Origin of the sequence: Streptomyces sp. NPDC015139, from assembly GCF_043079785.1 — a bacterium.
In the GTDB taxonomy this organism is placed as follows: Bacteria; Actinomycetota; Actinomycetes; order Streptomycetales; family Streptomycetaceae; genus Streptomyces; species Streptomyces albidocamelliae.
The window spans coordinates 257,979-282,338 of the sequence record NZ_JBIBUW010000001.1; the positions used below are offsets into that span (position 1 = coordinate 257,979).

The 24,360-nt window shown below is 71.3% G+C and carries 22 protein-coding genes; 21 read left to right on the forward strand and 1 reads right to left on the reverse strand.

Annotation, left to right across the window (positions count from 1 at the left end; genetic code table 11):
- Positions 1-9 precede the first annotated feature (9 nt).
- The 20 genes from ACF08B_RS01160 (at position 10) to ACF08B_RS01255 (ending at position 21,072) form a co-directional block, all read left to right on the forward strand.
- A complete protein-coding gene (locus tag ACF08B_RS01160; RefSeq protein WP_392315451.1) occupies positions 10-1,809 on the forward strand; it encodes a DUF5941 domain-containing protein in 1,800 nt (599 codons plus the stop codon).
- Complete coding sequence (locus ACF08B_RS01165) at positions 1,806-2,558, forward strand: sugar phosphate nucleotidyltransferase (RefSeq protein ID WP_392315452.1); 753 nt, start codon at positions 1,806-1,808, stop codon at positions 2,556-2,558. The genes ACF08B_RS01160 and ACF08B_RS01165 overlap by 4 nt, the downstream gene beginning before the upstream one ends.
- A complete protein-coding gene (locus tag ACF08B_RS01170; RefSeq protein ID WP_093473071.1) occupies positions 2,546-3,607 on the forward strand; it encodes an iron-containing alcohol dehydrogenase family protein in 1,062 nt (353 codons plus the stop codon). Before ACF08B_RS01165 ends, ACF08B_RS01170 begins: the two co-directional genes overlap by 13 nt.
- The gene (locus ACF08B_RS01175; protein WP_073891479.1) at positions 3,585-4,364 is read left to right on the forward strand and encodes a CDP-alcohol phosphatidyltransferase family protein; all 780 of its coding nucleotides are present in this window, start codon (positions 3,585-3,587) and stop codon (positions 4,362-4,364) included. The genes ACF08B_RS01170 and ACF08B_RS01175 overlap by 23 nt, the downstream gene beginning before the upstream one ends.
- Positions 4,361-5,245: a glycosyltransferase family 2 protein gene (locus tag ACF08B_RS01180; protein WP_392315453.1), complete on the forward strand. Its 885-nt coding sequence runs from the start codon at positions 4,361-4,363 to the stop codon at positions 5,243-5,245. The genes ACF08B_RS01175 and ACF08B_RS01180 overlap by 4 nt, the downstream gene beginning before the upstream one ends.
- Positions 5,246-5,356: 111 nt before the next feature.
- On the forward strand, positions 5,357-6,286 hold the full coding sequence (locus tag ACF08B_RS01185) for an ABC transporter permease (RefSeq protein ID WP_392315454.1): 930 nt from the start codon (positions 5,357-5,359) through the stop codon (positions 6,284-6,286).
- The gene (locus tag ACF08B_RS01190; protein WP_392315455.1) at positions 6,279-7,058 is read left to right on the forward strand and encodes an ABC transporter ATP-binding protein; all 780 of its coding nucleotides are present in this window, start codon (positions 6,279-6,281) and stop codon (positions 7,056-7,058) included. Before ACF08B_RS01185 ends, ACF08B_RS01190 begins: the two co-directional genes overlap by 8 nt.
- Before the next feature lie 330 nt (positions 7,059-7,388).
- Positions 7,389-8,315, forward strand: coding sequence for a squalene synthase HpnC (gene hpnC / locus ACF08B_RS01195; RefSeq protein ID WP_392315456.1), 927 nt, complete (start codon positions 7,389-7,391; stop codon positions 8,313-8,315).
- Entirely contained in the window at positions 8,312-9,274 is a 963-nt protein-coding gene (gene hpnD / locus ACF08B_RS01200; protein ID WP_392315457.1) for a presqualene diphosphate synthase HpnD, read from the forward strand. The genes hpnC and hpnD overlap by 4 nt, the downstream gene beginning before the upstream one ends.
- A 23-nt stretch (positions 9,275-9,297) precedes the next feature.
- Positions 9,298-9,402: a DUF6380 family protein gene (locus ACF08B_RS01205; protein WP_352228235.1), complete on the forward strand. Its 105-nt coding sequence runs from the start codon at positions 9,298-9,300 to the stop codon at positions 9,400-9,402.
- Complete coding sequence (gene hpnE / locus ACF08B_RS01210) at positions 9,399-10,826, forward strand: hydroxysqualene dehydroxylase HpnE (RefSeq protein ID WP_392315458.1); 1,428 nt, start codon at positions 9,399-9,401, stop codon at positions 10,824-10,826. Before ACF08B_RS01205 ends, hpnE begins: the two co-directional genes overlap by 4 nt.
- Entirely contained in the window at positions 10,826-11,962 is a 1,137-nt protein-coding gene (locus ACF08B_RS01215; RefSeq protein ID WP_073891465.1) for a polyprenyl synthetase family protein, read from the forward strand. Before hpnE ends, ACF08B_RS01215 begins: the two co-directional genes overlap by 1 nt.
- A 115-nt stretch (positions 11,963-12,077) precedes the next feature.
- Entirely contained in the window at positions 12,078-14,108 is a 2,031-nt protein-coding gene (gene shc, locus ACF08B_RS01220) for a squalene--hopene cyclase (RefSeq protein WP_392315459.1), read from the forward strand.
- Position 14,109: 1 nt separating this feature from the next.
- Positions 14,110-14,751, forward strand: coding sequence for a 1-hydroxy-2-methyl-2-butenyl 4-diphosphate reductase (locus tag ACF08B_RS01225; protein ID WP_392315460.1), 642 nt, complete (start codon positions 14,110-14,112; stop codon positions 14,749-14,751).
- A gap of 5 nt (positions 14,752-14,756) precedes the next feature.
- Positions 14,757-15,779 carry an adenosyl-hopene transferase HpnH gene (hpnH, locus tag ACF08B_RS01230; protein WP_392316014.1) on the forward strand — a complete coding sequence of 341 codons (1,023 nt, stop codon included), beginning with the start codon at positions 14,757-14,759 and terminating at the stop codon, positions 15,777-15,779.
- Positions 15,780-15,783: 4 nt separating this feature from the next.
- Positions 15,784-16,917, forward strand: coding sequence for a flavodoxin-dependent (E)-4-hydroxy-3-methylbut-2-enyl-diphosphate synthase (gene ispG / locus ACF08B_RS01235; protein WP_392315461.1), 1,134 nt, complete (start codon positions 15,784-15,786; stop codon positions 16,915-16,917).
- A 31-nt stretch (positions 16,918-16,948) separates the two neighbouring features.
- Positions 16,949-18,847 carry a 1-deoxy-D-xylulose-5-phosphate synthase gene (gene dxs / locus ACF08B_RS01240; RefSeq protein WP_392315462.1) on the forward strand — a complete coding sequence of 633 codons (1,899 nt, stop codon included), beginning with the start codon at positions 16,949-16,951 and terminating at the stop codon, positions 18,845-18,847.
- Positions 18,844-20,229, forward strand: a complete 1,386-nt coding sequence (locus ACF08B_RS01245) for an aspartate aminotransferase family protein (protein ID WP_392315463.1) — start codon at positions 18,844-18,846, stop codon at positions 20,227-20,229. Before dxs ends, ACF08B_RS01245 begins: the two co-directional genes overlap by 4 nt.
- 100 nt (positions 20,230-20,329) lie before the next feature.
- On the forward strand, positions 20,330-20,953 hold the full coding sequence (locus ACF08B_RS01250; protein WP_392315464.1) for a helix-turn-helix domain-containing protein: 624 nt from the start codon (positions 20,330-20,332) through the stop codon (positions 20,951-20,953).
- A complete protein-coding gene (locus ACF08B_RS01255) occupies positions 20,950-21,072 on the forward strand; it encodes a DUF6126 family protein (protein WP_073891447.1) in 123 nt (40 codons plus the stop codon). Before ACF08B_RS01250 ends, ACF08B_RS01255 begins: the two co-directional genes overlap by 4 nt.
- Positions 21,073-21,114: 42 nt before the next feature.
- On the opposite strand, the gene ACF08B_RS01260 is transcribed toward ACF08B_RS01255, so the two are convergent.
- A complete protein-coding gene (locus ACF08B_RS01260; RefSeq protein WP_392315465.1) occupies positions 21,115-21,912 on the reverse strand; it encodes a tyrosine-protein phosphatase in 798 nt (265 codons plus the stop codon).
- Between the two features lie 171 nt (positions 21,913-22,083).
- Between ACF08B_RS01260 and ACF08B_RS01265 the strand changes: the two genes are divergently transcribed.
- Positions 22,084-24,162, forward strand: coding sequence for an alpha-galactosidase (locus ACF08B_RS01265; RefSeq protein ID WP_392316015.1), 2,079 nt, complete (start codon positions 22,084-22,086; stop codon positions 24,160-24,162).
- Positions 24,163-24,360: the final 198 nt, after the last annotated feature.

Consider the following 24,360-nt stretch of genomic DNA (forward strand, 5'->3'; position numbering starts at 1 on the left):
TGAGTTCGGTTGCCGACCGCCATCGTCACCGGTCAGCCGGTCCCCGGATCGTCGCTCGAGAGCGATCTGCGGTCCCTCGGCTTCGACGTCCAGGTGGCAGCGGACGCCTCCGGGGCGGAGACCCTGCTCGCCGCCGCTCCCGCCGCGGACCGCGTGGCCGTGGTCGACGCCCGCTTCGTCGGTCACCTGCACGCCCTGCGCCTCGGCCTGACCGACCCGCGCTTCCCGCTCTCCGCCGTACCCGGCGCCGTCACCGCCCAGCCCGCCGCACGGCAGGCCCTCACCCGGGCCGTGGCCCGTGAGACCTCCGCCGGCGGCGGGACCGCCCTCGCCGTGGACAGCCTCGCCGAAGGCATCGTCACCGCTCTGGACGCCGACGGCGCCGAGGTGCACCGCCCCGAGCTGGGCAGCCTGGTCGCGGCCGTGCCCGACGACCCGCAGGCCCGCAACGAGGCACGGCAGGCCGTCGCCTCCGTCGACGACGAGGCCGTACGCCTGAAGTCCGCCGTGAAGTCCCGCGACGGCTTCTTCACCACCTTCTTCATCAGCCCCTACTCGCGCTACATCGCCCGCTGGTGCGCGCGCCGGGGCCTCACCCCGAACCAGGTCACCACCGCCTCGCTGCTCACGGCCCTGATAGCGGCCGGCTGCGCGGCGACGGGCACCCGCGTCGGCTTCGTCGCGGCCGGCGTGCTGCTGATCGCCTCCTTCGTGCTGGACTGCACCGACGGCCAGCTCGCCCGCTACGCCCTCAAGTACTCCACGCTCGGCGCCTGGCTGGACGCCACCTTCGACCGGGCCAAGGAGTACGCGTACTACGCCGGCCTCGCCCTCGGCGCCGCCCGCGGCGGCGACGACGTGTGGGCCCTGGCGCTCGGCGCGATGATCCTGCAGACCTGCCGGCATGTGGTGGACTTCTCGTTCAACGAGGCCAACCACGACGCCACCGCCAACACCAGCCCCACCGCCGCCCTCTCCGACCGGCTCGACAGCGTCGGCTGGACGGTCTGGGTGCGCCGCATGATCGTCCTGCCGATCGGCGAGCGCTGGGCGATGATCGCCGTCCTCACCGCGGCCACCACCCCCCGCATCACCTTCTACGTGCTGCTGATCGGCTGCGCCTTCGCCGCGACCTACACCACGGCGGGCCGTGTGCTGCGCTCGCTGACCCGCAAGGCCCGGCGCACCGACCGCGCGGCGCAGGCCCTCGCCGACCTCGCCGACTCGGGTCCGCTCGCCGACGCCCTGCGGCGCCCGGCGAAGCGGGGCCTGCCCGGCCTCGCCGTCCCCGCCGTGGCCCTGCTCGGCGGCGCCGCCGTCGTGGCCTGCTCGGCCCTGACCGGGTACGGCAGCGTGCTGCCCGTCGTCGGCGCCCTCGTCTACGTCCTCACCTCGGCCCTCGCCGTCGCCCGCCCCCTCAAGGGCGCCCTCGACTGGCTCGTCCCGCCGATCTTCCGGGCCGCCGAGTACGGCACCGTCCTCGCCCTCGCGGGCAAAGCGGGGGTGAACGGGGCCCTCCCCGCGGCTTTCGGCCTGGTGGCCGCCGTCGCCTACCATCACTACGACACGGTGTACCGCATCCGCGGGAACGCCGGCGCGCCGCCGGCCCGGCTGGTGCGCGCCATCGGGGGGCACGAAGGGCGGACGCTGCTCGTCACCGTCCTGGCCGCGGTGCTCACCGCCTCGCAGTTCAAGGTCGCGCTCACGGTGCTCGCCGTGGCCGTCGCCCTGGTGGTGCTCGTCGAGAGCATCCGCTTCTGGGTGTCCGCTGGGGCGCCCGCCGTACACGATGAAGGAGAACCCGCATGATCGGCCTCGTGCTGGCGGCAGGCGCCGGACGGCGACTGCGCCCCTATACCGACACCCTTCCCAAGGCTTTGGTGCCGGTGGGGCCCGCGGGCGCGGAGGACTCGATCACCGTGCTCGACCTCACCCTCGGCAACTTCGCCGAGATCGGTCTGACCGAGGTCGCGATCATCGTCGGCTACCGCAAGGAGGCCGTGTACGAGCGCAAGGCGGCCCTGGAGCAGAAGTACGGCGTCAAGATCACCCTGATCGACAACGACAAGGCCGAGGAGTGGAACAACGCCTACTCCCTGTGGTGCGGCCGTGACGCCCTCAAGGACGGTGTGATCCTCGCCAACGGCGACACGGTCCACCCGGTCTCCGTCGAGAAGACGCTGCTCGCCGCCCGCGGCGAGGGCAAGAAGATCATCCTCGCCCTCGACACCGTGAAGTCCCTCGCGGACGAGGAGATGAAGGTCGTCGTCGACGCCGAGAAGGGCGTCCGCAAGATCACCAAGCTGATGGACCCCGCCGAGGCGACCGGCGAGTACATCGGCGTCACCCTGATCGAGGGCGACGCCGCCCACGAACTGGCCGACGCGCTGAAGACGGTCTGGGAGACGGACCCGCAGCAGTTCTACGAGCACGGTTACCAGGAGCTGGTGAACCGCGGCTTCAAGATCGACGTGGCACCGATCGGTGACGTCAAGTGGGTCGAGATCGACAACCACGACGACCTCGCCCGGGGACGGGAGATCGCGTGCCAGTACTGACCCGGCTGATCCCCTCGCCGGTCGTCGTCGACATCCGCCCGGGTGCCCTCGACGACCTGGCGGGCGTCCTCGCCGACCAGCGCATCTCGCACTCCGGCCGGCTCGCGGTCGCCGTCAGCGGCGGCTCCGGCGCCAGACTGCGCGAGCGGATCTCGCCCTCGCTGCCCGGCGCCACCTGGTTCGAGGTCGGCGGCGGCACCCTGGACGACGCCGTCCGGCTGGCCGGCGAGATGCAGTCCGGCCGTTACGACGCGGTCGTCGGCCTCGGCGGTGGCAAGATCATCGACTGTGCGAAGTTCGCCGCGGCGCGCGTGGGCCTGCCCCTCGTCGCCGTCCCCACGAACCTCGCCCACGACGGTCTGTGCTCGCCGGTCGCCACCCTCGACAACGACGCGGGCCGCGGCTCCTACGGCGTGCCCAACCCGATCGCGGCCGTGATCGACCTGGACGTCATCCGCGAGGCCCCGGCCCGCTTCGTGCGCGCCGGCATCGGCGACGCGGTGTCCAACATCAACGCGATCGCGGACTGGGAGCTGGCCAACCGGGTCAAGGGCGAGCAGATCGACGGTCTGGCCGCCGCCATGGCCCGGCAGGCCGGCGAGGCGGTGCTCCGGCACCCGGGCGGCATCGGGGAGAACGGCTTCCTGCAGGTGCTCGCCGAGGCGCTGGTCCTCACGGGCGTCGCGATGTCGATCTCGGGCGACTCCCGGCCCGCCTCGGGCTCCTGCCACGAGATCAACCACGCCTTCGACCTGCTCTTCCCGAAGCGGGCGGCCGCCCACGGCGAGCAGTGCGGCCTCGGTGCGGCCTTCGCGATGTACCTGCGCGGGGCGCACGAGGAGGCGGCGTTCATGGCCGAGGTGCTGCGCCGGCACGGGCTTCCGGTGCTTCCGGAGGAGATCGGCTTCACCGTGGACGAGTTCGTCCGGGTCGTGGAGTTCGCCCCGGAGACCCGGCCCGGCCGCTACACGATCCTCGAACACCTCGCCCTCGAAACCCATCAGATCAAGGACGTCTACGCCGACTATGTCAAGGCCATCGGTAGCTGAACTCCGTCCGGTCGTCCACCCCGCGGGGGTGAAGGACCGGCGCAGCGGTGAGCACTGGATGGGGCGCCTCTACATGCGAGAGGTCTCCCTGCGGGTCGACCGCTACCTGGTCAACACCAGGGTCACGCCCAACCAGCTCACGTACCTGATGACCGTCTTCGGCGTGCTCGCGGCCCCGGCACTCCTGGTGCCGGGGATCCCGGGCGCGGTGCTCGGCGTGGTGTGCGTCCAGATGTACCTGCTGCTGGACTGCGTCGACGGCGAGATCGCGCGCTGGAAGCAGCAGTACTCGCTGAACGGCGTCTACCTGGACCGGGTCGGCGCCTACCTGACCGACGCCGCGGTCCTCGTCGGCTTCGGTCTGCGCGCCGCCGACCTGTGGGGCAGCGGCCGTATCGACTGGCTGTGGGCCTTCCTCGGCACACTGGCCGCGCTCGGCGCCATCCTCATCAAGGCCGAGACCGACCTCGTCGGCGTCGCCCGCCACCAGGCCGGCAAGCCGCCGGTGCAGGAGGCCGCCGCCGAGATGCGCACCTCCGGCATGGCGCTGGCCCGCCGCGCCGCCGCCGCCCTGAAGTTCCACCGGCTGATCCTCGGTATCGAGGCGTCCCTGCTGATCCTGGTCCTGGCGGTCGTCGACCAGGCCCGCGGCGACCTGTTCTTCTCCCGGCTCGGCGTCGCGGTGCTGGCCGGCATCGCGCTGCTGCAGACCCTGCTGCACCTCGTGTCCATCCTCGCCTCCAGCAGGCTGAAGTGAGCGCGGCCCTGCGCGTCGGCGCCGTCGTCATCACCATGGGCAACCGGCCCGAGGAGCTGCGCGCCCTGCTCGACTCGGTCGCCAAGCAGGACGGCGACCGCGTCGAGGTGGTGGTCGTCGGCAACGGCTCGCCCGTCCCGGACGTCCCCGAGGGCGTGCGGACGCTGGAGCTGCCCGAGAACCTGGGCATTCCCGGCGGCCGGAACGTCGGGATAGAGGCCTTCGGCCCCGGCGGTCGCGATGTCGACATATTGCTCTTCCTCGACGACGACGGCCTGCTCGCCCGGCACGACACCGCCGAGCTGTGCCGCGAGGCGTTCGCCGCGGACCCCGAGCTCGGCATCGTCAGCTTCCGTATCGCCGACCCCGAGACCGGCGAGACCCAGCGCCGGCACGTGCCGCGGCTGCGTGCCTCCGACCCGATGCGCTCCTCCCGGGTCACCACGTTCCTCGGCGGCGCCAACGCCGTCCGCACCCGCGTGTTCGCGGAAGTCGGCGGCCTCCCGGACGCATTCTTCTACGCCCACGAGGAAACCGACCTGGCATGGCGGGCCCTCGACGCGGGCTGGATGATCGACTACCGGTCCGACATGGTGCTGTACCACCCGACGACCGCGCCCTCGCGGCACGCGGTCTACCACCGCATGGTCGCCCGCAACCGGGTCTGGCTCGCCCGCCGCAACCTCCCCGCCCCCCTGGTCCCGGTCTACCTCGGGGTCTGGCTGCTGCTCACGCTGCTGCGCCGCCCCTCCCGGCCGGCCCTGAAGGCCTGGTTCGGCGGCTTCCGGGAGGGCTGGAGCACCTCGTGCGGCCTCCGCCGTCCGATGCGCTGGCGCACTGTGTGGCGGCTCACACGACTGGGCCGCCCTCCGGTGATCTGACAAGCTCGACGTGAGAGGCCGCGACGCGTCGACCGGTCGCGCCGCTCGTGAACGCGTCCGCCGAGGAGGCGGCGCGCAAGCAGTTGAACCCGAAGACGAAAGTTTCCACCTGTGAGTGAGACCACGCACGACGGCACGGTCGCGGTGACCGCGGCCCCGTCGCCCGACGAGGGACTGACGCCGGCCGACCTCGCCGCGAAGTACGGGCTCTCGGTGAGCGGTGCCCGGCCCTCGCTCGGCGAATACGTCGCTCAGCTGTGGGGGCGCCGCCACTTCATCCTCGCCTTCTCGCAGGCGAAGCTGACGGCGCAGTACAGCCAGGCCAAGCTCGGCCAGCTGTGGCAGGTGGCGACCCCGCTGCTGAACGCGGCGGTCTACTACTTCATCTTCGGCGTCATCCTGCACGCCAGCCGGGGCATGTCCAAGGACGTGTACATCCCGTTCCTGGTCACGGGCGTCTTCGTGTTCACCTTCACGCAGAGCTCGGTGATGACGGGCGTCCGCGCGATTGCCGGCAACCTGGGGCTGGTACGCGCCCTGCACTTCCCGCGCGCCTCGCTGCCCGTCTCCTTCTCGCTGCAGCAGCTGCAGCAGCTGCTCTTCTCGATGATCGTGATGTTCCTCGTGGCCATCGGCTTCGGCAGCTACCCCGGCCTGTCCTGGCTGCTGATCGTCCCGGTGCTGGCGCTGCAGTTCCTGTTCAACACCGGGCTCGCGCTGATCGTGGGCCGCATGGGCGCCAAGACGCCGGACCTCGCCCAGCTGATGCCCTTCGTCCTGCGCACCTGGATGTACGCCTCCGGCGTCATGTTCTCCATCAGCACGATGATGGAGGGCCGCCCCGAGTGGATCGTCCGGCTGCTCCAGGTCAACCCGGCCGCGGTCTACATGGACCTGATGCGGTTCGCCCTGATCGACGGATACGGTTCCTCGAACCTGCCGCCGCACGTGTGGGCCATCGCCCTGTTCTGGGCCGTGGCCGTCTTCGCGGGTGGCTTCGTGTACTTCTGGAAGGCGGAGGAGCGGTACGGCCGTGGCTGAGCAGAACATCCAGGACCGGCGCCCGACGGTCATCGCCGACGACCTGCACATCGTCTACCGGGTCAACGGCGCCAAGGCCGGCAAGGGCAGTGCGACCGCCGCGCTGAGCCGCATCGTCAAGCGCGGCGAGGAGCGCGGGGTGCGCAAGGTGCACGCCGTGCGCGGTGTCTCCTTCATCGCCTACCGCGGCGAGGCCATCGGCCTCATCGGCTCCAACGGCTCCGGCAAGTCCACCCTGCTGCGTGCCATAGCCGGCCTGCTGCCCGCCGAGAGCGGCAAGGTCTACACCGACGGCCAGCCCTCGCTGCTCGGCGTCAACGCCGCCCTGATGAACGATCTGACGGGCGAGCGCAACGTCATCCTGGGCGGTCTCGCGATGGGCATGTCCCGGGAGCAGATCAAGGAGCGCTACCAGGACATCGTCGACTTCTCCGGGATCAACGAGAAGGGCGACTTCATCACCCTGCCGATGCGCACCTACTCCTCCGGCATGGCGGCCCGGCTGCGGTTCTCCATCGCCGCCGCCAAGGACCACGACGTCCTCATGATCGACGAGGCCCTCGCCACCGGTGACCGCAAGTTCCAGAAGCGCTCCGAGGAGCGCATCCGGGAACTGCGGAAGGAGGCCGGAACCGTCTTTCTGGTGAGTCACAACAACAAGTCCATCCGCGACACCTGCAACCGCGTGCTGTGGCTGGAACGCGGCGAACTGCGTATGGACGGGCCCACCGAAGAGGTCCTGAAGGAATACGAGAAGTTCACGGGCAAGTAGCCCGTTTCGGCCAGGGCCCCGCCGGCAACCGTCCGGCGGGGCCCTGCGTCTGCAAAGGAAACGTCAACTCCGCCTGGCGCTAGGAATCTTGGCGCCAATCGGTGTGTTCTTGTGATGCGCAGGACACCCCGACGGACCTGGCTGCGCTGTACAACGTAAGCTGTACCGGTGCCGGAAAGCGGCAAGTGGGGCGATAATGCGCGACACCCTCCTATGGGGCGCTCCCCCGGATTGCCGGGCGGCGTGTCCGAAATAGTGTGTATTGGGTCGGCAGTGTAGAACGGGAGATGTGACGGCAATGGCTACGGAAACTCCCCAGCTCAACGCAGCATGTGCCGTCCCCGCGCCAGGCAGCGCCCGGTGACGGCCGGCGACACGGCGCCGGATCTGGAACGCGCCACCCTGGACAAGGCCACGAGCGAGAACTTCCCCGTGGCCCCGTTCTTCCTGCCCAGGGCCTGGCGCGACGACCTCATGGCCGTCTACGGCTTCGCCCGCCTCGTGGACGACATCGGCGACGGCGACCTGGCCCCCGGCGGGGCCGACGCCCGCGTGCTCGGCGTGTCGGCCACCGATGCCGAGGACCGCCTCGTCCTGCTCGACGCCTTCGAGACCGACCTGCGCCGCGTCTTCGACGGCACCCCGCGCCATCCGCTGCTGCGCCGCCTCCAGCCCACCGTCCGCCGCCGCTCCCTCGACCCCGAGCCGTTCCTCGGGCTGATCGCCGCCAACCGCCAGGACCAGCTCGTCCGCCGCTACGAGACCTACGACGACCTCCTCGCCTACTGCGAGCTGTCCGCCAACCCCGTGGGCCGCCTCGTCCTCGCCGTCACCGGCACCGCGACCCCCGAGCGGATCCGGCGGTCCGACGCCGTCTGCACCGCGCTGCAGATCGTGGAGCACCTCCAGGACGTCGCCGAGGACCTCGGCCGCGACCGGATCTACCTGCCCGCCGAGGACATGAAGCGCTTTCACGTGCAGGAATCGGATCTCGCCGGGAAAACCGCGAGCGCATCGGTGCGCGCCCTGGTTGCATACGAAGGTCAACGCGCCCGCGATCTGCTGAATGAAGGCGCCCCCCTGGTGGGTAGCGTCAACGGCAGGCTGAAGCTGCTGCTCGCGGGGTTCGTGGCGGGGGGAAGGGCGGCGATCCGGGCGATCGCCGCCGCCGAATACGACGTACTTCCCGGCCCGCCCCGACCCGGCAAGGTCCAGCTGCTGCGTGAGGCGGGCGCGATCCTGCGAGGAGAGGGGTGATCCGGACCGTGGATTCTCCGCCGCACGTGTCCGCTCCGGTACTCGCCGCGTACAGCTACTGCGAGGCCGTCACCGGGCAGCAGGCCCGGAACTTCGCCTACGGCATCCGGCTGCTGCCGACGGCGAAGCGCCGCGCCATGTCGGCGCTGTACGCGCTTTCCCGGCGGGTGGACGACATCGGCGACGGCGACCTGGCCGACGAGGTCAAGGTGGCACGGCTCGACGACACCCGCGCGCTGCTCGCCCGCGTCCGCGCGGGCGAGGTCGGGGAGGACGACACCGACCCGGTGGCCGTCGCCCTCACCCACGCCGCACGCGCTTTCCCCATCCCGCTCGGCGGCCTCGACGAGCTGATCGACGGCGTCCAGATGGACGTGCGCGGGGAGACCTACGAGACCTGGGACGACCTGAAGGTCTACTGCCGGTGTGTCGCCGGTGCCATCGGCCGGCTCTCGCTCGGCGTGTTCGGCACCGAACCGGGGGCGCGCGGCGCCGAGCGGGCCTCCGAGTACGCCGACACCCTCGGACTCGCGCTGCAGCTCACCAACATCCTCCGGGACGTCCGGGAGGACGCCGAGGGCGGCCGTACCTATCTGCCCGCCGACGACCTCGCCAAGTTCGGCTGCTCGGCCGGGTTCGACGGACCGACCCCGCCGGAGGGCTCCGACTTCGCGGGCCTCGTGCACTTCGAGGTGCGGCGCGCCCGGGCGCTCTTCGCCGAGGGCTACCGGCTGCTCCCCATGCTCGACCGGCGCAGCGGCGCCTGCGTGGCCGCCATGGCCGGCATCTACCGCCGGCTGCTGGACCGCATCGAGCGCGACCCGGAGGCCGTCCTGCGCGGCCGGGTCTCACTGCCCGGACACGAGAAGGCGTACGTCGCCGTGCGCGGCCTCTCCGGTCTCGACGCCCGGCACGTGACCCGCCACGCCTCCTGGCGGACCGTCAGGAGGCGCACCTGATGGACCCGAGCGAACCGGCGGGGATGCGGCACGCAACCCTCCGCTGCGGCGTGGCGTCCCTGACTGCGACGACCGGGCGTGCACCGTTCAACCAGCACGCCCGGCACGCACGGAAGGACGCACGATGAGCGACGGCTCATGCCCCGCGCAGGAGCACGACGGCACCCCGCAGGCCCCGGGCCGCAGTGCCGTCGTGGTCGGCGGCGGCCTCGCGGGCATCACCGCGGCGCTCGCACTCGCCGACGCGGGCGTCCACGTCACCCTGCTCGAAGCCAGACCCCGGCTCGGGGGCCTCGCCTTCTCCTTCCGGCGCGGCGAGCTGACCGTCGACAACGGCCAGCACGTGTACCTGCGCTGCTGCACCGCCTACCGCTGGTTCCTCGACCGGATCGAGGGCGCGGCCCTGGCGCCCCTGCAGGACCGCCTGGACGTGCCCGTCGTCGACGTCGCCCGACCCGAAGGGCGCCGCCTCGGCCGGCTGCGGCGCGACCCGCTGCCCGTCCCCCTCCACCTGGGGCGCAGCCTGGCCTCCTATCCGCATCTCTCGCTCGTCGAGCGTGCCGCCGTGGGCCGGGCCGCGCTCGCGCTCCAGGGGCTCGACCCGGCCGATCCGGCCCTGGACACCCAGGACTTCGGCAGCTGGCTGGCCGCGCACGGCCAGTCGGCACGCGCCGTCGAGGCCCTGTGGGACCTGGTCGGGGTCGCCACCCTCAACGCGGTCGCGGGCGACGCCTCGCTGGGACTCGCCGCGATGGTGTTCAAGACCGGCCTGCTGTCCGACCCGGGCGCGGCCGACATCGGCTGGGCCCACGTCCCGCTGGGCGAACTGCACGACCGGCTGGCCCGCAAGGCGCTCGACTCCGCGGGCGTGCGTACCCAGGTCCGTACACGCGTCACCTCCATCTCCTCCAACGAGAACGGGAGCTGGAACGTTCAGCTTCCCGGCGAGACGCTGCACGCCGACGCCGTCGTCCTCGCCGTACCCCAGCGCGAGACCCACGACCTGCTGCCGCCCGGCGCCCTGGACGACCCGGGGCGGCTGCTCGACATCGGCACCGCGCCGATCCTCAACGTCCACGTCGTCTACGACCGCACGGTGCTCGCGAAGCCCTTCTTCGCCGCCCTCGGAACACCCGTGCAGTGGGTCTTCGACCGCACCCACGCCTCGGGGCTGCGCACCGGCCAGTACCTCGCCCTGTCCCAGTCGGCCGCCCAGGACGAGATCGACACACCGGTCGCCGACCTCCGCGACCGCTACCTGCCCGAGCTGGAGCGGCTGATCCCGGGCACCCGGGCGGCCGTGGTGCAGGACTTCTTCGTGACCCGGGAGCGCACGGCGACGTTCGCCCCCACCCCCGGCGTCGGGCGGCTGCGGCCCGGCGCCCGCACCAAGTCCCCCGGCCTGTACCTGGCCGGAGCGTGGACCGCCACAGGGTGGCCCGCGACCATGGAGAGTGCGGTCCGCAGTGGAGTGAGCGCGGCCGACGCCGCGCTGAGCGCCCTGGGCCGGCCCCGCCCCCGCCACCTCTTCGAGTTCGAGGAGGCGGCCTGATGCCCGGTCTGGAGCATGCGGCAGGCCCCCGCACCCCCGGTACCGCAACAAGAGGAGAGACTGTGCCCACTGTGCCCCCGGCCTCGAAGCCCGCTCCACGGGCCGCGGTGGACGTGACCGCGCTGCTGGAGCGCGGCCGGACCCTGGCCACCCCGGTCCTGCGTGCGGCCGTGGACCGCCTGGCGCCTCCGATGGACACCGTCGCCGCCTACCACTTCGGCTGGATCGACGCTGCCGGCAACCCGGCCGACGGAGACGGCGGCAAGGCCGTACGGCCCGCGCTCGCCGTGCTCTCCGCCGAGGTCACCGGTGCCGCGCCCGAGGTGGGCGTCCCCGGCGCCGTCGCCGTCGAACTCGTCCACAACTTCTCGTTGCTGCACGACGATCTGATGGACGGCGACGAGCAGCGCCGCCACCGCGACACCGTCTGGAAGGTGCACGGCCCCGCCCAGGCGATCCTGGTCGGCGACGCCCTGTTCGCCCTCGCCAACGAGGTCCTGCTGGAGCTCGGCAGCGTCGAGGCCGGCCGCGCCACCCGCCGGCTGACCACCGCCACCCGCGCCCTGATCGACGGTCAGGCCCAGGACATCTCCTACGAGCACCGCGACCGGGTCAGCGTCGAGGAGTGCCTGGAGATGGAGGGCAACAAGACCGGCGCCCTGCTCGCCGCCTCCAGCTCCATCGGTGCCGTCCTCGGCGGCGCCGACGACGCCACCGCCGACGCGCTGGAGAAGTACGGCTACCACCTCGGCCTCGCCTTCCAGGCCGTCGACGACCTCCTCGGCATCTGGGGCGACCCGGAGTCCACCGGCAAGCAGACCTGGAGCGATCTGCGCCAGCGCAAGAAGTCCCTGCCGGTGGTGGCCGCCCTCGCGGCCGGCGGCCCGGCCTCGGAGCGGCTCGGCGAGATCCTCGCCGCCGACGCCAAGAGCAGCGACTTCGAGAACTTCTCCGAGGAGGAGTTCGCGGCCCGCGCGGCCCTCATCGAGGAGGCCGGCGGCCGCGAGTGGACCGCCGGGGAAGCACGCCGCCAGCACGTCATCGCCGTCGAGGCCCTCGACGCCGTCCACATGCCCGACCCGGTGCGGGCCTCCTTCACGGCACTCGCCGACTTCGTCGTCGTACGGAAGAGATGATCGCCATCGGTTCGACACGCCTCGCTTAGTCGCCGGCCGGTGCCTCCCGCGGAGGCAGGACACCGGCCGACGGCGGACCCACAGCAGCACGACTCGACTGCACGAAGGGGAAGCCATGACAGCGACGACCGACGGAAGCACCGGGGCGACCCTGCCGCCCCGCGCTGCCGCGGCCAGCGACACCGCCATCACCACCCCCGAGGCGGCCGGGGTACGGGAAGCCGCCGCGCACGCCGCGAGGCGCGCCACCGACTTCCTGCTCGCCCGGCAGGACGCCGAGGGCTGGTGGAAGGGCGACCTGGAGACGAACGTCACCATGGACGCCGAGGACCTGCTGCTCCGTCAGTTCCTGGGCATCCTCGACGAGACGACGGCCGTGGCCGCCGCGAAGTTCGTCCGCGGCGAGCAGCGCGAGGACGGCACCTGGGCCACCTTCTACGGCGGACCCGGCGAACTGTCCGCCACCATCGAGGCGTACGTCGCCCTCCGCCTGGCCGGCGACCTGCCCGACGCCCCCCACATGGCGAAGGCCTCCGCCTGGATCCGTGAGCGCGGCGGCATCGCCGCAGCCCGCGTGTTCACCCGGATCTGGCTCGCCCTGTTCGGCTGGTGGAAGTGGGAGGACCTGCCCGAACTCCCGCCGGAGCTGATCTGGTTCCCGACCTGGATGCCGCTCAACATCTACGACTTCGGCTGCTGGGCCCGGCAGACGATCGTGCCGCTCACCGTCGTCTCGGCCAAGCGCCCGGTGCGCCCGGCCCCCTTCCCGCTGGACGAGCTGCACACCGACCCGGCCCACCCCAACCCGGCCAAGCCCCTGGCGCCGGTGGCCAGCTGGGACGGCGCCTTCCAGCGGCTGGACAAGGCGCTGCACCAGCTGCGCAAGGTCGTGCCGCGCGGTGTGCGCAAGGCCGCGATGAACGCCGCCGCCCGCTGGATCATCGAGCGGCAGGAGAACGACGGCTGCTGGGGCGGCATCCAGCCCCCGGCCGTCTACTCGGTCATCGCCCTGCACCTGCTGGGCTACGACCTCCGGCATCCGGTGATGCGCGAGGGCCTCGCCTCGCTGGACCGTTTCGCGGTATGGCGCGAGGACGGCGCCCGGATGATCGAGGCCTGCCAGTCCCCGGTGTGGGACACCTGCCTCGCCACCATCGCGCTCGCCGACGCGGGACTGCCCGCCGACCACCCCCAGCTGGTCCGGGCGGCCGACTGGATGCTCGGCGAGGAGATCGTCCGGCCCGGCGACTGGGCCGTGAAGCGCCCCGGACTCCCGCCGGGCGGCTGGGCGTTCGAGTTCCACAACGACAACTACCCGGACATCGACGACACCGCCGAGGTGGCCCTCGCCCTGCGCCGGGTCAGGCACCACGACCCCGAGCGCGTCGACCACGCCGTCGGACGGGCCGTGCGCTGGAACCTCGGCATGCAGTCGAAGAACGGCGCGTGGGGCGCCTTCGACGTCGACAACACCAGCCCGTTCCCGAACCGGCTGCCGTTCTGCGACTTCGGCGAGGTCATCGACCCGCCGTCCGCGGACGTCACCGCGCACGTGGTCGAGATGCTCGCGGCCGAGGGCCTCGCCCACGACCCGCGTGCCCGGCGCGGCATCGCCTGGCTCCTCGCCGAACAGGAGGCGAACGGCTCCTGGTTCGGCCGCTGGGGCGTCAACTACATCTACGGCACCGGCTCCGTGGTGCCGGCGCTCACCGCGGCCGGCCTGCCCGGCTCGCACCCGGCGATCCGGCGGGCGGTGGCCTGGCTGGAGGGCGTCCAGAACGACGACGGCGGCTGGGGCGAGGACCTGCGCTCCTACAAGTACGCCGAGGAGTGGAGCGGCCACGGCGCCTCCACCGCCTCGCAGACCGCGTGGGCGCTGATGGCGCTGCTCGCGGCGGGGGAGAAGGACTCCAAGGCCGTCGAGCGCGGCGTCCGGTGGCTGGCCGACACCCAGCGGGAGGACGGCACCTGGGACGAGCCGTACTTCACCGGCACCGGATTCCCCTGGGACTTCTCCATCAACTACCACCTGTACCGGCAGGTCTTCCCGCTCACCGCGCTCGGCCGGTACCTGCACGGCGACCCCTTCGAGCGGCCCCCGCTCGCCAAGGCCGGCAAGGCCCTCGTCGAGGCACAGGGGGTCTGAGTTGACCAACCAGCCCGGTCCGGCCCCGCTGCTGATCGCCTGCGCGCTCGGCATCGAGCACCTCGCCCTGCGCACCGGCGACCGCGGCGGCGCCGGCGGGCCGTACACGGTCGTCCGCACGGGCATGGGCCCCCGGGCGGCGGAACGCTCCGTCACCGGGCGGCTCGGCGACCCGGCGCTGGCCGACGCGGCCGTCCTGGCCACCGGCTTCTGCGCCGGGCTCGCCCCCGGCATGCACCCCGGCGACCTGGTCGTCGCCGAGGAGACCCGGGACCCGCGCGGCACGGTCGCCTGTGCGGGCACCGAGCTGCTGGTGAAGGAACTCGCGCGCCTGCTGCCCGGGCGCACGGTTCACACCGGCCCGCTCACCGGCTCCGACCACGTCGTCCGCGGCCCGGAGCGCTCCGACCTGCTCGCGACCGGTGCGATCGCCGTCGACATGGAGTCGGCGGCCACGCTCCTGAGCGCGGTGCGCGCCGGCGACCGGCCCGTCGCGGCTGTACGGGTGGTCGTGGACGCCCCTGAACACGAACTCGTCCGGATCGGCACGGTACGCGGTGGAATATCGGCTTTCCGCGTCCTGCGTTCCGTTCTTCCAGCATTCATCGAATGGCACCGTTCCTTGCTGCTCCCCCGGAGGTGAGCCAGATGGCCATGCCGTTGCGTCAGTCCATCAAGGTCGCTACTTACCTGGCTGAACAGAAGCTCCGCAGGCGGGACAAGTTTCCGCTCATCGTCGAGCTGGAACCGCTCTTCGCCTGCAATCTCAAGTGCGAGGGGTGCGGCAAGATCCAGCATCCCGCGGGTGTGCTCAAGCAGCGCATGCCGGTCGCCCAGGCCGTGGGCGCCGTGCTGGAGTCCGGAGCGCCGATGGTCTCCATCGCCGGTGGAGAACCGTTGATGCACCCGCAGATCGACGAGATCGTGCGGCAGTTGGTCGCCAAGAAGAAGTACGTCTTCCTGTGCACGAACGCGATGCTGATGCGCAAGAAGATGGACAAGTTCACGCCCTCCCCGTATTTCGCCTTCGCGGTGCACATCGACGGGCTGCGCGAGCGGCACGACGAGTCCGTCGCGAAGGAGGGTGTGTTCGACGAGGCGGTGGAGGCCATCAAGGAGGCCAAGCGGCGCGGCTTCCGGGTGACCACCAACTCGACCTTCTTCAACACCGACACCCCGCAGACCATCATCGAGGTACTCAACTTCCTCAACGACGACCTCCAGGTCGACGAGATGATGATCTCGCCCGCCTACGCCTACGAGAAGGCTCCCGACCAGGAGCACTTCCTCGGTGTGGAGCAGACCCGCGAGCTGTTCAAGAAGGCCTTCGCGGGCGGCAACCGCCGCAGGTGGCGGCTGAACCACTCCCCGCTCTTCCTGGACTTCCTGGAGGGCAAGGTCGACTTCCCGTGCACCGCGTGGGCGATCCCGAACTACTCGCTCTTCGGCTGGCAGCGCCCCTGCTACCTGATGAGCGACGGATACGTGCCGACGTACCGGGAACTCATCGAGGAGACCGACTGGGACAAGTACGGCCGCGGCAAGGACCCGCGCTGCGCCAACTGCATGGCGCACTGCGGCTACGAGCCCACCGCCGTCCTCGCCACGATGGGCTCCCTGAAGGAGTCCCTGCGGGCCATGCGCGAGACCGTCTCCGGAAACCGGGAGTGACGCGATGACCGCCGTTCCCTTGGGCGTTCCCGAGGTACCGGCCCGTCCGGTCGCACCGCGGCGCGGTTCGCGGCAGATCCAGGTCGGGCCGGTGGCGGTCGGGGGCGGAGCCCCGGTCTCGGTGCAGTCGATGACGACGACCGGTACGTCGGACATCGGCGCCACCCTCCAGCAGATCGCCGAGCTGACGGCGTCCGGCTGCCAGATCGTCCGGGTGGCCTGCCCGACCCAGGACGACGCCGACGCCCTCGCGACCATCGCACGCAAGTCGCAGATCCCGGTGATCGCGGACATCCACTTCCAGCCCAAGTACGTCTTCGCGGCGATCGAGGCCGGCTGCGCCGCGGTCCGCGTCAACCCGGGCAACATCAAGCAGTTCGACGACAAGGTCAGGGAGATCGCCAAGGCCGCCAAGGAGCACGCGACGCCGATCCGCATCGGTGTCAACGCCGGTTCGCTGGACCGCCGCCTGCTCCAGAAGTACGGCAGGGCGACCCCGGAGGCGCTGGTCGAGAGCGCGCTGTGGGAGGCGTCCCTCTTCGAGGAGCACGACTTCCGCGACATCAAGATCTCCGTCAAGCACAACGATCCGGTCGTGATGATCGAGGCGTACCGCCAGCTCGCCGAGGCGTGCGACTACCCCCTGCACCTGGGGGTCACGGAGGCCGGTCCGGCCTTCCAGGGCACGATCAAGTCGGCGGTGGCGTTCGGGGCGTTGCTCTCCCGGGGCATCGGCGACACGATCCGGGTCTCGCTGTCGGCCCCGCCGGCGGAGGAGGTCAAGGTCGGCATCCAGATCCTGGAGTCGCTCGGGCTCAGGCAGCGGCGCCTGGAGATCGTCTCCTGCCCCTCCTGCGGGCGGGCCCAGGTGGACGTGTACAAGCTGGCCGAGGAGGTCACCGCGGGTCTGGACGGCATGGAGGTGCCGTTGCGGGTCGCGGTGATGGGGTGTGTGGTCAACGGTCCCGGCGAGGCCCGCGAGGCAGATCTCGGGGTTGCCTCGGGCAACGGCAAGGGTCAGATCTTCGTGAAGGGCGAGGTCGTCAAGACCGTCCCCGAGTCCAGGATCGTGGAGACCCTCATCGAGGAGGCCATGAAGCTCGCCGAGCGGACGGGCCCCGCAGACCAGTTGAGTTGAGGCAAGGCACGGACCGAGAGGGGGCCCGAGCGTGACCATTCTGGAGACGATCCGGGGACCACGCGACCTGAAGGCGCTGTCCGAGGCGGAACTCGGCGAACTGTCCGAGGAGATACGCGAGTTCCTGGTGCACGCGGTGTCGCGGACCGGCGGTCATCTCGGGCCCAACCTGGGGGTGGTGGAACTGTCCATCGCGCTCCACCGGGTCTTCGAGTCGCCGGTCGACCGCATCCTGTGGGACACCGGTCATCAGAGCTATGTGCACAAGTTGCTGACGGGACGGCAGGACTTCTCCAAGCTGCGCTCGAAGGGCGGTCTGTCCGGCTACCCCTCGCGCGAGGAGTCCGAGCACGACGTCATCGAGAACAGCCACGCCTCCACGGCGCTCGGCTGGGCCGACGGCCTCGCCAAGGCCCGCCAGGTGCAGCGGGAGCAGGGGCATGTCGTCGCGGTCATCGGCGACGGCGCGCTGACCGGTGGCATGGCCTGGGAGGCGCTGAACAACATCGCCGCCGCCAAGGACCGGCCGCTGATCATCGTCGTCAACGACAACGAGCGCTCGTACGCCCCCACCATCGGCGGCCTCGCCAACCACCTGGCCACCCTGCGCACGACGGACGGCTACGAGAAGATGCTGGCCTGGGGGAAGGACGTACTCCTGAGGACCCCGGTCGTCGGCGGCACGCTCTACGAGTCCCTGCACGGCGCGAAGAAGGGGTTCAAGGACGCCTTCGCCCCACAGGGCATGTTCGAGGACCTGGGGCTGAAGTACATCGGTCCGATCGACGGCCACGACATCAACGCCGTGGAGTCCGCGCTGCGTCGTGCGAAGCGCTTCCACGGCCCGGTCCTGGTGCACTGCCTCACGGAGAAGGGCCGCGGCTACGAACCGGCCCTCGCCCACGAGGAGGACCACTTCCACACCGTCGGGGTGATGGACCCGCTCACCTGCGCGCCGCTCACGCCGGCCGGCGGACCGTCGTGGACCTCGGTGTTCGGCGACGAGATGGTGCGGATCGGCCAGGAGCGGGAGGACGTCGTGGCGATCACGGCGGCCATGCTGCATCCGGTCGGTCTCGGGAAGTTCGCCGAGCGCTTTCCCGACCGGGTGTGGGACGTGGGCATCGCCGAGCAGCACGCGGCCGTCTCCGCCGCCGGACTCGCCACCGGCGGCCTCCACCCGGTCGTCGCCGTCTACGCCACCTTCCTCAACCGCGCCTTCGACCAGCTGCTGATGGACGTGGCCCTCCACCGCTGCGGGGTGACCTTCGTACTGGACCGGGCGGGTGTCACCGGCGTGGACGGGGCCTCCCACAACGGCATGTGGGACATGTCGGTCCTCCAGGTCGTCCCGGGCCTCAGGATCGCCGCCCCGCGCGACGCCGGCCAGCTGCGGGCCCAGCTGCGCGAGGCGGTCGCCGTGGACGACGCGCCGACCCTGGTCCGCTTCCCGAAGGAGTCCGTCGGCCCGGACGTCCCGTCGGTCGACCGGGTGGGCGGCCTGGACGTCCTGCACCGCGGCGAGCGCCCCGAGGTGCTGCTGGTGGCCGTCGGAGTGATGGCACCGGTGTGTCTCCAGGTCGCCGAACTCCTGGACGCCCGGGGCATCACCTGCACCGTGGTCGACCCCCGCTGGGTCAAGCCCGTCGACCCCGCCCTGCCCGGACTCGCCGCCGAGCACCGCCTGGTGGCCGTGGTGGAGGACAACAGCCGTGCGGCGGGCGTCGGTTCGGCCGTGGCCCTCGCCCTCGGCGACGCCGACGTGGACGTGCCGGTACGGCGGTTCGGCATCCCCGAGCAGTTCCTCGCGCACGCCAAACGCGGCGAGGTCCTGGCCGACATCGGTCTCACGCCCGTCGAGATCGCCGGGCGGATCAGCGCGAGCCTGGCCGTCGGGGACGCCGGCGGCACAGCCAAGGAGAGTGAATGACCACCGAGTTCGACCTCGGCGCCCTGCTCGCCGAGCGTGGAGCCGAACGCTACGAGCTGCACGCCAAGTACCTCAACCCGCAGCTCCCGCGCATGCTGCACACCATCGGCTTCGACAAGGTCTACGAGCGTGCCGAGGGCGCCCACTTCTTCGACGCGGACGGCAACGACCATTTGGACATGCTCGCCGGGTTCGGGGTGATGGGCCTCGGCCGCCATCACCCCGTCGTCCGCAAGGCGCTGCACGACGTGCTCGACCTCGACCTCGCCGACCTCACCCGCTTCGACTGCCAGCCGCTGCCCGGACTGCTCGCCGAACGGCTGCTCGCGCACAGCCCGCACCTGGACCGGGTGTTCTTCGGCAACAGCGGCACCGAAGCGGTCGAGACGGCCCTGAAGTTCGCCCGGTACGCCACGGGCAGGCCGCGCGTCCTGTACTGCGACCACGCCTTCCACGGCCTGACCACCGGCGCGCTCTCGGTGAACGGCGAGAGCGGCTTCCGCGACGGCTTCGCCCCGCTGCTGCCGGACACCGCCGTACCCCTCGGTGATCTCGACGCCCTGGCACGGGAGTTGAAGAAGGGCGACGTGGCCGCCCTGATCGTGGAGCCGATCCAGGGCAAGGGCGTGCACGAGGCGCCGCCCGGCTATCTGCGCGGCGCGCAGGAGCTGCTGCGCAGGCACAAGGCGCTGCTCATCGCCGACGAGGTGCAGACCGGCCTCGGCCGCACCGGCGACTTCTACGCCTACCAGCACGAGGACGGCGTCGAACCGGACCTGGTGTGCGTGGCCAAGGCGCTCTCCGGCGGCTACGTCCCGGTCGGTGCCACCCTCGGCAAGGAGTGGATCTTCAAGAAGGTCTACTCGTCCATGGACCGCGTTCTGGTTCACTCGGCGAGCTTCGGCTCGGGTGCCCAGGCGATGGCGTGCGGTCTGGCCGTGCTGTCGGTCATGGAGAACGAGCAGATCGTCGCGGGCGTGCGGACGACCGGCGAGCTGCTCAAGTCCCGGCTCACCGCACTGATCGACACGTACGAGCTGCTGGCCGACGTGCGCGGCCGGGGCCTGATGATCGGCATCGAGTTCGGCAGGCCGTCCTCGCTGAAGCTGCGCAGCCGGTGGGCCATGCTCCAGGCGGCGCGCAAGGGCCTGTTCGCGCAGATGGTCGTCGTACCGCTGCTGCAACGGCACCGGATCCTCACCCAGGTCTCCGGCGACCATCTGGAGGTGATCAAGCTCATCCCGCCGTTGATCATCGACGAGGCCGACGTGGACCGGTTCGTGGACGCCTTCACCGCCGTCATGGACGACGCGCACAGCGGCGGCGGGCTGATGTGGGACTTCGGCAAGACCCTGATCAAGCAGGCGGTGGCGAACCGCTGAGCGCGATCCCCTCAGAAGGAGAAGGACAGGAGCAGGACGGGGGGTTTGCCTCAGAGGCAAGAAAATTGCCGCACAGGCAAAAATGACGGTCAATAGAGGCATGGAAGCCTCAGACGCCGCCTCACCGGCGGACCAGGGCGACGACCTCCCGGCCGTCGCGCCACAGCTGCGCGCACTGCGGCGGCGCGCCGGCCTCACCCTGGAGGCCGCGGCCCGCGCCGCCGGGCTCTCGCCCGCCCACCTGTCCCGCCTGGAGACCGGGCACCGCCAGCCCTCGCTGCCGATGCTCCTCGCGCTCGCCCGTATCTACGGTACGACCGTCTCCGACCTGCTGGGGGAGCGGGTCGCCGACCGGGACGCGATCGTGCGGTCCGCCGACATGGAGCCGACCCGGGCGGGCGGCTGGACCTACCTCCAGGCCGGGGCCCCCGGCCGGGCCATGCAGGCCCTGCGCGTGCAGGTGCTGTACGGCTCCCAGGGCGACATCGTGCGCGTCCACCCGGGCGAGGAGTGGCTGTACGTCCTCAAGGGGCGGCTGCGGCTGCGCCTCGGCGACACCGCCCATCTGCTCGCGCCCGGGGACAGCGCGCATTTCGACTCGCTCACCCCGCACCGCCTCGCCGCCGAGGACCAGGACGGCGTCGAGCTTCTGTTCGTCCACACCTTGCTGCAGAGCCCCACGGCCACCCTGTGCCTGGGCCCGCTGACCGGAGAACTGCTATGAGTGACTTCGAGGAGAAGTTCCCCCGTTCCCTCTGGATCCGGCTGATCATCTACATCGCCCTCGGCCATGTCCTCGCCGCGTTCCTCTACCTGCTCTTCGCGGTCGGCGCCAAGGGCTGACGCGGTGGGCCCGGAGTCCCCGGCGCCGGGCCCCCGGGTCCCTCAGTTCAGCAGGCGCGCGCGCAGGCGGTCGCGGGACGCGGCGGAGAGGCCGAGGCCCTTCTCCAGGTAGGCGTCCACGCCGCCCCAGGTCTCCTCGATGCTGTCGAACGCCGCCTCCAGGTACTCGGCGCGCGCGTCGAAGAGCGGGCTGAGCAGCTCCATCACCTCGGGCGTGTACGCGCTGTCCTGGCTGCCGCTGCGGCGGACCTTGTAGCGCCGGTGCTTGGCGTTGGACTCCAGGTAGTCGGCGACGATCGCCTCGCGCTCCACACCCACGGCCAGCAGCGTGACGGCTATCGAGATGCCCGCGCGGTCCTTGCCGGCCGCACAGTGCATCAGCGCGGGCACGCTGTCCTCCGCCAGGGAGTGCAGCACCCGGGAGTGCTCGCCGGTGCGCCGCTTCACGATCGTCCGGTAGGAGGCGATCATCCGGCCGGCGCCCTTGCCGCCGTCGAGGATCGCGCGGAGCTGGTCGAGATCGCCGTCGCGCACCATCTTCCAGAACTCGGCGCCGTCCGCCGGGTCGCTCAACGGCAGGTTCACGTTCCGCACGCCGGGCAGTTCGACGTCGGGGCCCTCCAGCTTCTGGTCGGCCGCGTTGCGGAAGTCGAAGATCGTGTGCAGACCGAGGGTGGCGAGGAAGGCCGCGTCCGCCGCGGTCGCGTGCGCGAGATGGCCACTGCGGAACAGGACTCCCTGGCGCACCCGCCGACCGTCCACGGTGGGCAGCCCGCCCACGTCACGGAAATTGCGCACACCGGCCAGCTCCGGCTCGGTCGACGGGACCTGCTGCGTCACGGGGGCTCCTCGCGGTCGGCCCCGCCGGCGCGGCTCGTCGACGGGCGCTCCGTCGACCATACGACATCACTTTCCTCAGGCAATGAGTTGTCCACAGGCGTTGCCACCAGGGGTTACGGAGTCTGATGATGTTCGCGCTTGAGCGGATCTGTTGACACCTGTGAGGTCTCGATGGTGGATATCGCCGAAGACGGTCGTACCTGGCTCCTGTCGGGGCCCACCAGCAGTTATGCCCTGCACCTCACCGAGGCCGACGAGCTGCTGCACCTCCACTGGGGGCCGCGGATCGCGCTCGACGACGCCGAGGCCCTGGCCGCGAGCCCCCTGCCCGGCTACTGGCCCTTCGAGTCCCCGCTCGACGGCCGCGAGGAGTACCCGGTCGAGGGCGGCCCCCGCTTCGTCCGCCCCGCCCTGTCCGTGCGCACCGAGGAACGCCGCGGCACCGAGTGGCGCTTCGTGTCGTACGGGACCGCCGGCGACGGGGAGGAACTGCGGCTCCTCTTCGACGACGACGGTGTGGCGATCACCCTGCACCACCGGATGCGCGGTGACGTGGTCGAGCGCTGGGTGACCGTGGCCAACGGTGGCCGGGCGCGCGTGGAGCTGCTGCGCGCCGACGCCGCCACCTGGACCCTGCCCGACCGCGAGGGCTGGCGGCTGTCCCAGCTGCACGGCCGCTGGGCCGCCGAGTCCCGGCTCACCACCGCTCCGCTCACCTACGGCGAGAAGATCATCGGCAGTCGCCGCGGGCACACCGGCCACCAGCACCTGCCCTGGGTGGCGCTCGACACCGACGCCACCGAGGAGCACGGCGAGGTCTACGGATGCGCGCTCGGGTGGTCCGGCTCCTGGCGGATCTCCGTGGCCCAACTCCCGGACGGGCGCGTCCAGATCACCGGCGGCGCAGGATACGACGACTCGGGCCTGCTGCTCCTGGAGCCGGGTGGTGCGTACACCACCCCGGTCTTCGCCGGTCTGTGGAGCGCCGGCGGGTTCGGCGCCGCGAGCCGCACCTGGCACGCCTACCAGCGCGCGTACGTCGTCCCGGACGCGGAGCGGGACCGGCCCGTGCTCTTCAATTCCTGGGAGGCGACCCACTTCGACATCTCCGAGGAGCAGCAGACCGCCCTCGCCCGCCGCGCCGCCGAGATCGGCTGCGAACTCTTCGTGGTGGACGACGGCTGGTTCGGTGCCCGCACCGGCGACCGCGCCGGGCTGGGCGACTGGAGCCCCAACCCCGGCCGCTTCCCGCACGGTCTCAAACCGCTCGCCGACCAGGTGCACGGCCTCGGCATGCGGTTCGGCATCTGGGTCGAGCCCGAGATGGTCAACCAGGACAGCGACCTTTACCGGGCCCACCCCGACTGGGTGCAGTACCAGCGGGGCCGCCGGCGGACGGAGCTGCGCAACCAGCTCGTCCTCAACCTGGCCCGCGAGGACGTCCGGGACCACCTCTGGCAGCAGCTGGACGCGCTGCTCACCAGCACCCCGATCGACTACGTGAAGTGGGACTTCAACCGCTGCTTCACCGACGCCGGCTGGCCCGGCGAGCCGTACCCGCAGCGCCTGTGGATCGATCACGTCCACGCGCTGTACGCCCTGCTGGACCGGCTGCGCGCGGCGCACCCGGGGGTCGCCTTCGAGTCCTGTTCGGGCGGCGGCGGCCGGATCGACCTCGGGGTGATGAGCCGTACCGACCAGGTGTGGACCTCCGACAACACCGACCCGCTGGACCGGCTCGCCATCCAGCACGGCTTCAGCCAGATCCACCCCGCGCGTGTGATGGCCGCCTGGGTCACCGACAGCCCGAACACCCAGCTCAACGGCCGGGTCAGCTCGCTGCGGTTCCGTTTCGTCAGCGCCATGGCGGGCGTGCTGGGCGTCGGCGGAGACCTCACGGCGTGGAGCGCGGAGGAGCTGGCCGAGGCCCGGGGCTGGGTGGAGCTCTACAAGGAGATCCGCCCGGTCGTCCAGCGGGGCGAGCTGTACCGGCTGCGGCCCCCGGCGGACGGGCTGAGTGCCGTCCAGTACGTCCTCGGGGACGAGACGGTGGTCCTCGCCTGGCTTCGGTCGCAGAGCTACGGCGAGCCGGTTCCGGCGGTGCGGCTGCGCGGACTCGACCCGACAGCGTCCTACGAATGCCGCGAATCGGGCGAAGTGCACCGAGGTGCCGTACTGCTGCACCACGGCCTGCGGACGGGGCTGAAGGGTGACCTGGATGCGGCGATTGTCCGTCTACGTCGCATCTGAACCTTTAACCCGTCTTGGTACCTCAAGTCCAACTCGCCAGCAAATAAACGGACGTGGTGGGACTCCGTGTGAGGGGCGTCACATTCGTGACCGTACGTCGCGCGACATGTTCACGTAATTCCGGTGCCGCAAAGGGAAATCGAACTGGCCCGGAAGACGGGAATGCACGGAGGGTCACCGGGCATTCCCGCCTTCGAT

Excerpts from the sequence above, each read along its gene's own strand:
- ACF08B_RS01165 (WP_392315452.1), top strand. The coding sequence starts at position 1,806 with ATGATCGGCCTCGTGCTGGCGGCAGGCGCCGGACGGCGACTGCGCCCC.
- ACF08B_RS01175 (WP_073891479.1), top strand. The coding sequence starts at position 3,585 with ATGTCAAGGCCATCGGTAGCTGAACTCCGTCCGGTCGTCCACCCCGCG.
- hpnC (WP_392315456.1), top strand. The coding sequence starts at position 7,389 with ATGTGCCGTCCCCGCGCCAGGCAGCGCCCGGTGACGGCCGGCGACACG.
- ACF08B_RS01205 (WP_352228235.1), top strand. The coding sequence starts at position 9,298 with ATGCGGCACGCAACCCTCCGCTGCGGCGTGGCGTCCCTGACTGCGACG.
- hpnE (WP_392315458.1), top strand. The coding sequence starts at position 9,399 with ATGAGCGACGGCTCATGCCCCGCGCAGGAGCACGACGGCACCCCGCAG.
- ACF08B_RS01215 (WP_073891465.1), top strand. The coding sequence starts at position 10,826 with ATGCCCGGTCTGGAGCATGCGGCAGGCCCCCGCACCCCCGGTACCGCA.
- shc (WP_392315459.1), top strand. The coding sequence starts at position 12,078 with ATGACAGCGACGACCGACGGAAGCACCGGGGCGACCCTGCCGCCCCGC.
- hpnH (WP_392316014.1), top strand. The coding sequence starts at position 14,757 with ATGGCCATGCCGTTGCGTCAGTCCATCAAGGTCGCTACTTACCTGGCT.
- ispG (WP_392315461.1), top strand. The coding sequence starts at position 15,784 with ATGACCGCCGTTCCCTTGGGCGTTCCCGAGGTACCGGCCCGTCCGGTC.
- ACF08B_RS01245 (WP_392315463.1), top strand. The coding sequence starts at position 18,844 with ATGACCACCGAGTTCGACCTCGGCGCCCTGCTCGCCGAGCGTGGAGCC.
- ACF08B_RS01250 (WP_392315464.1), top strand. The coding sequence starts at position 20,330 with ATGGAAGCCTCAGACGCCGCCTCACCGGCGGACCAGGGCGACGACCTC.
- ACF08B_RS01255 (WP_073891447.1), top strand. The coding sequence starts at position 20,950 with ATGAGTGACTTCGAGGAGAAGTTCCCCCGTTCCCTCTGGATCCGGCTG.
- ACF08B_RS01265 (WP_392316015.1), top strand. The coding sequence starts at position 22,084 with ATGGTGGATATCGCCGAAGACGGTCGTACCTGGCTCCTGTCGGGGCCC.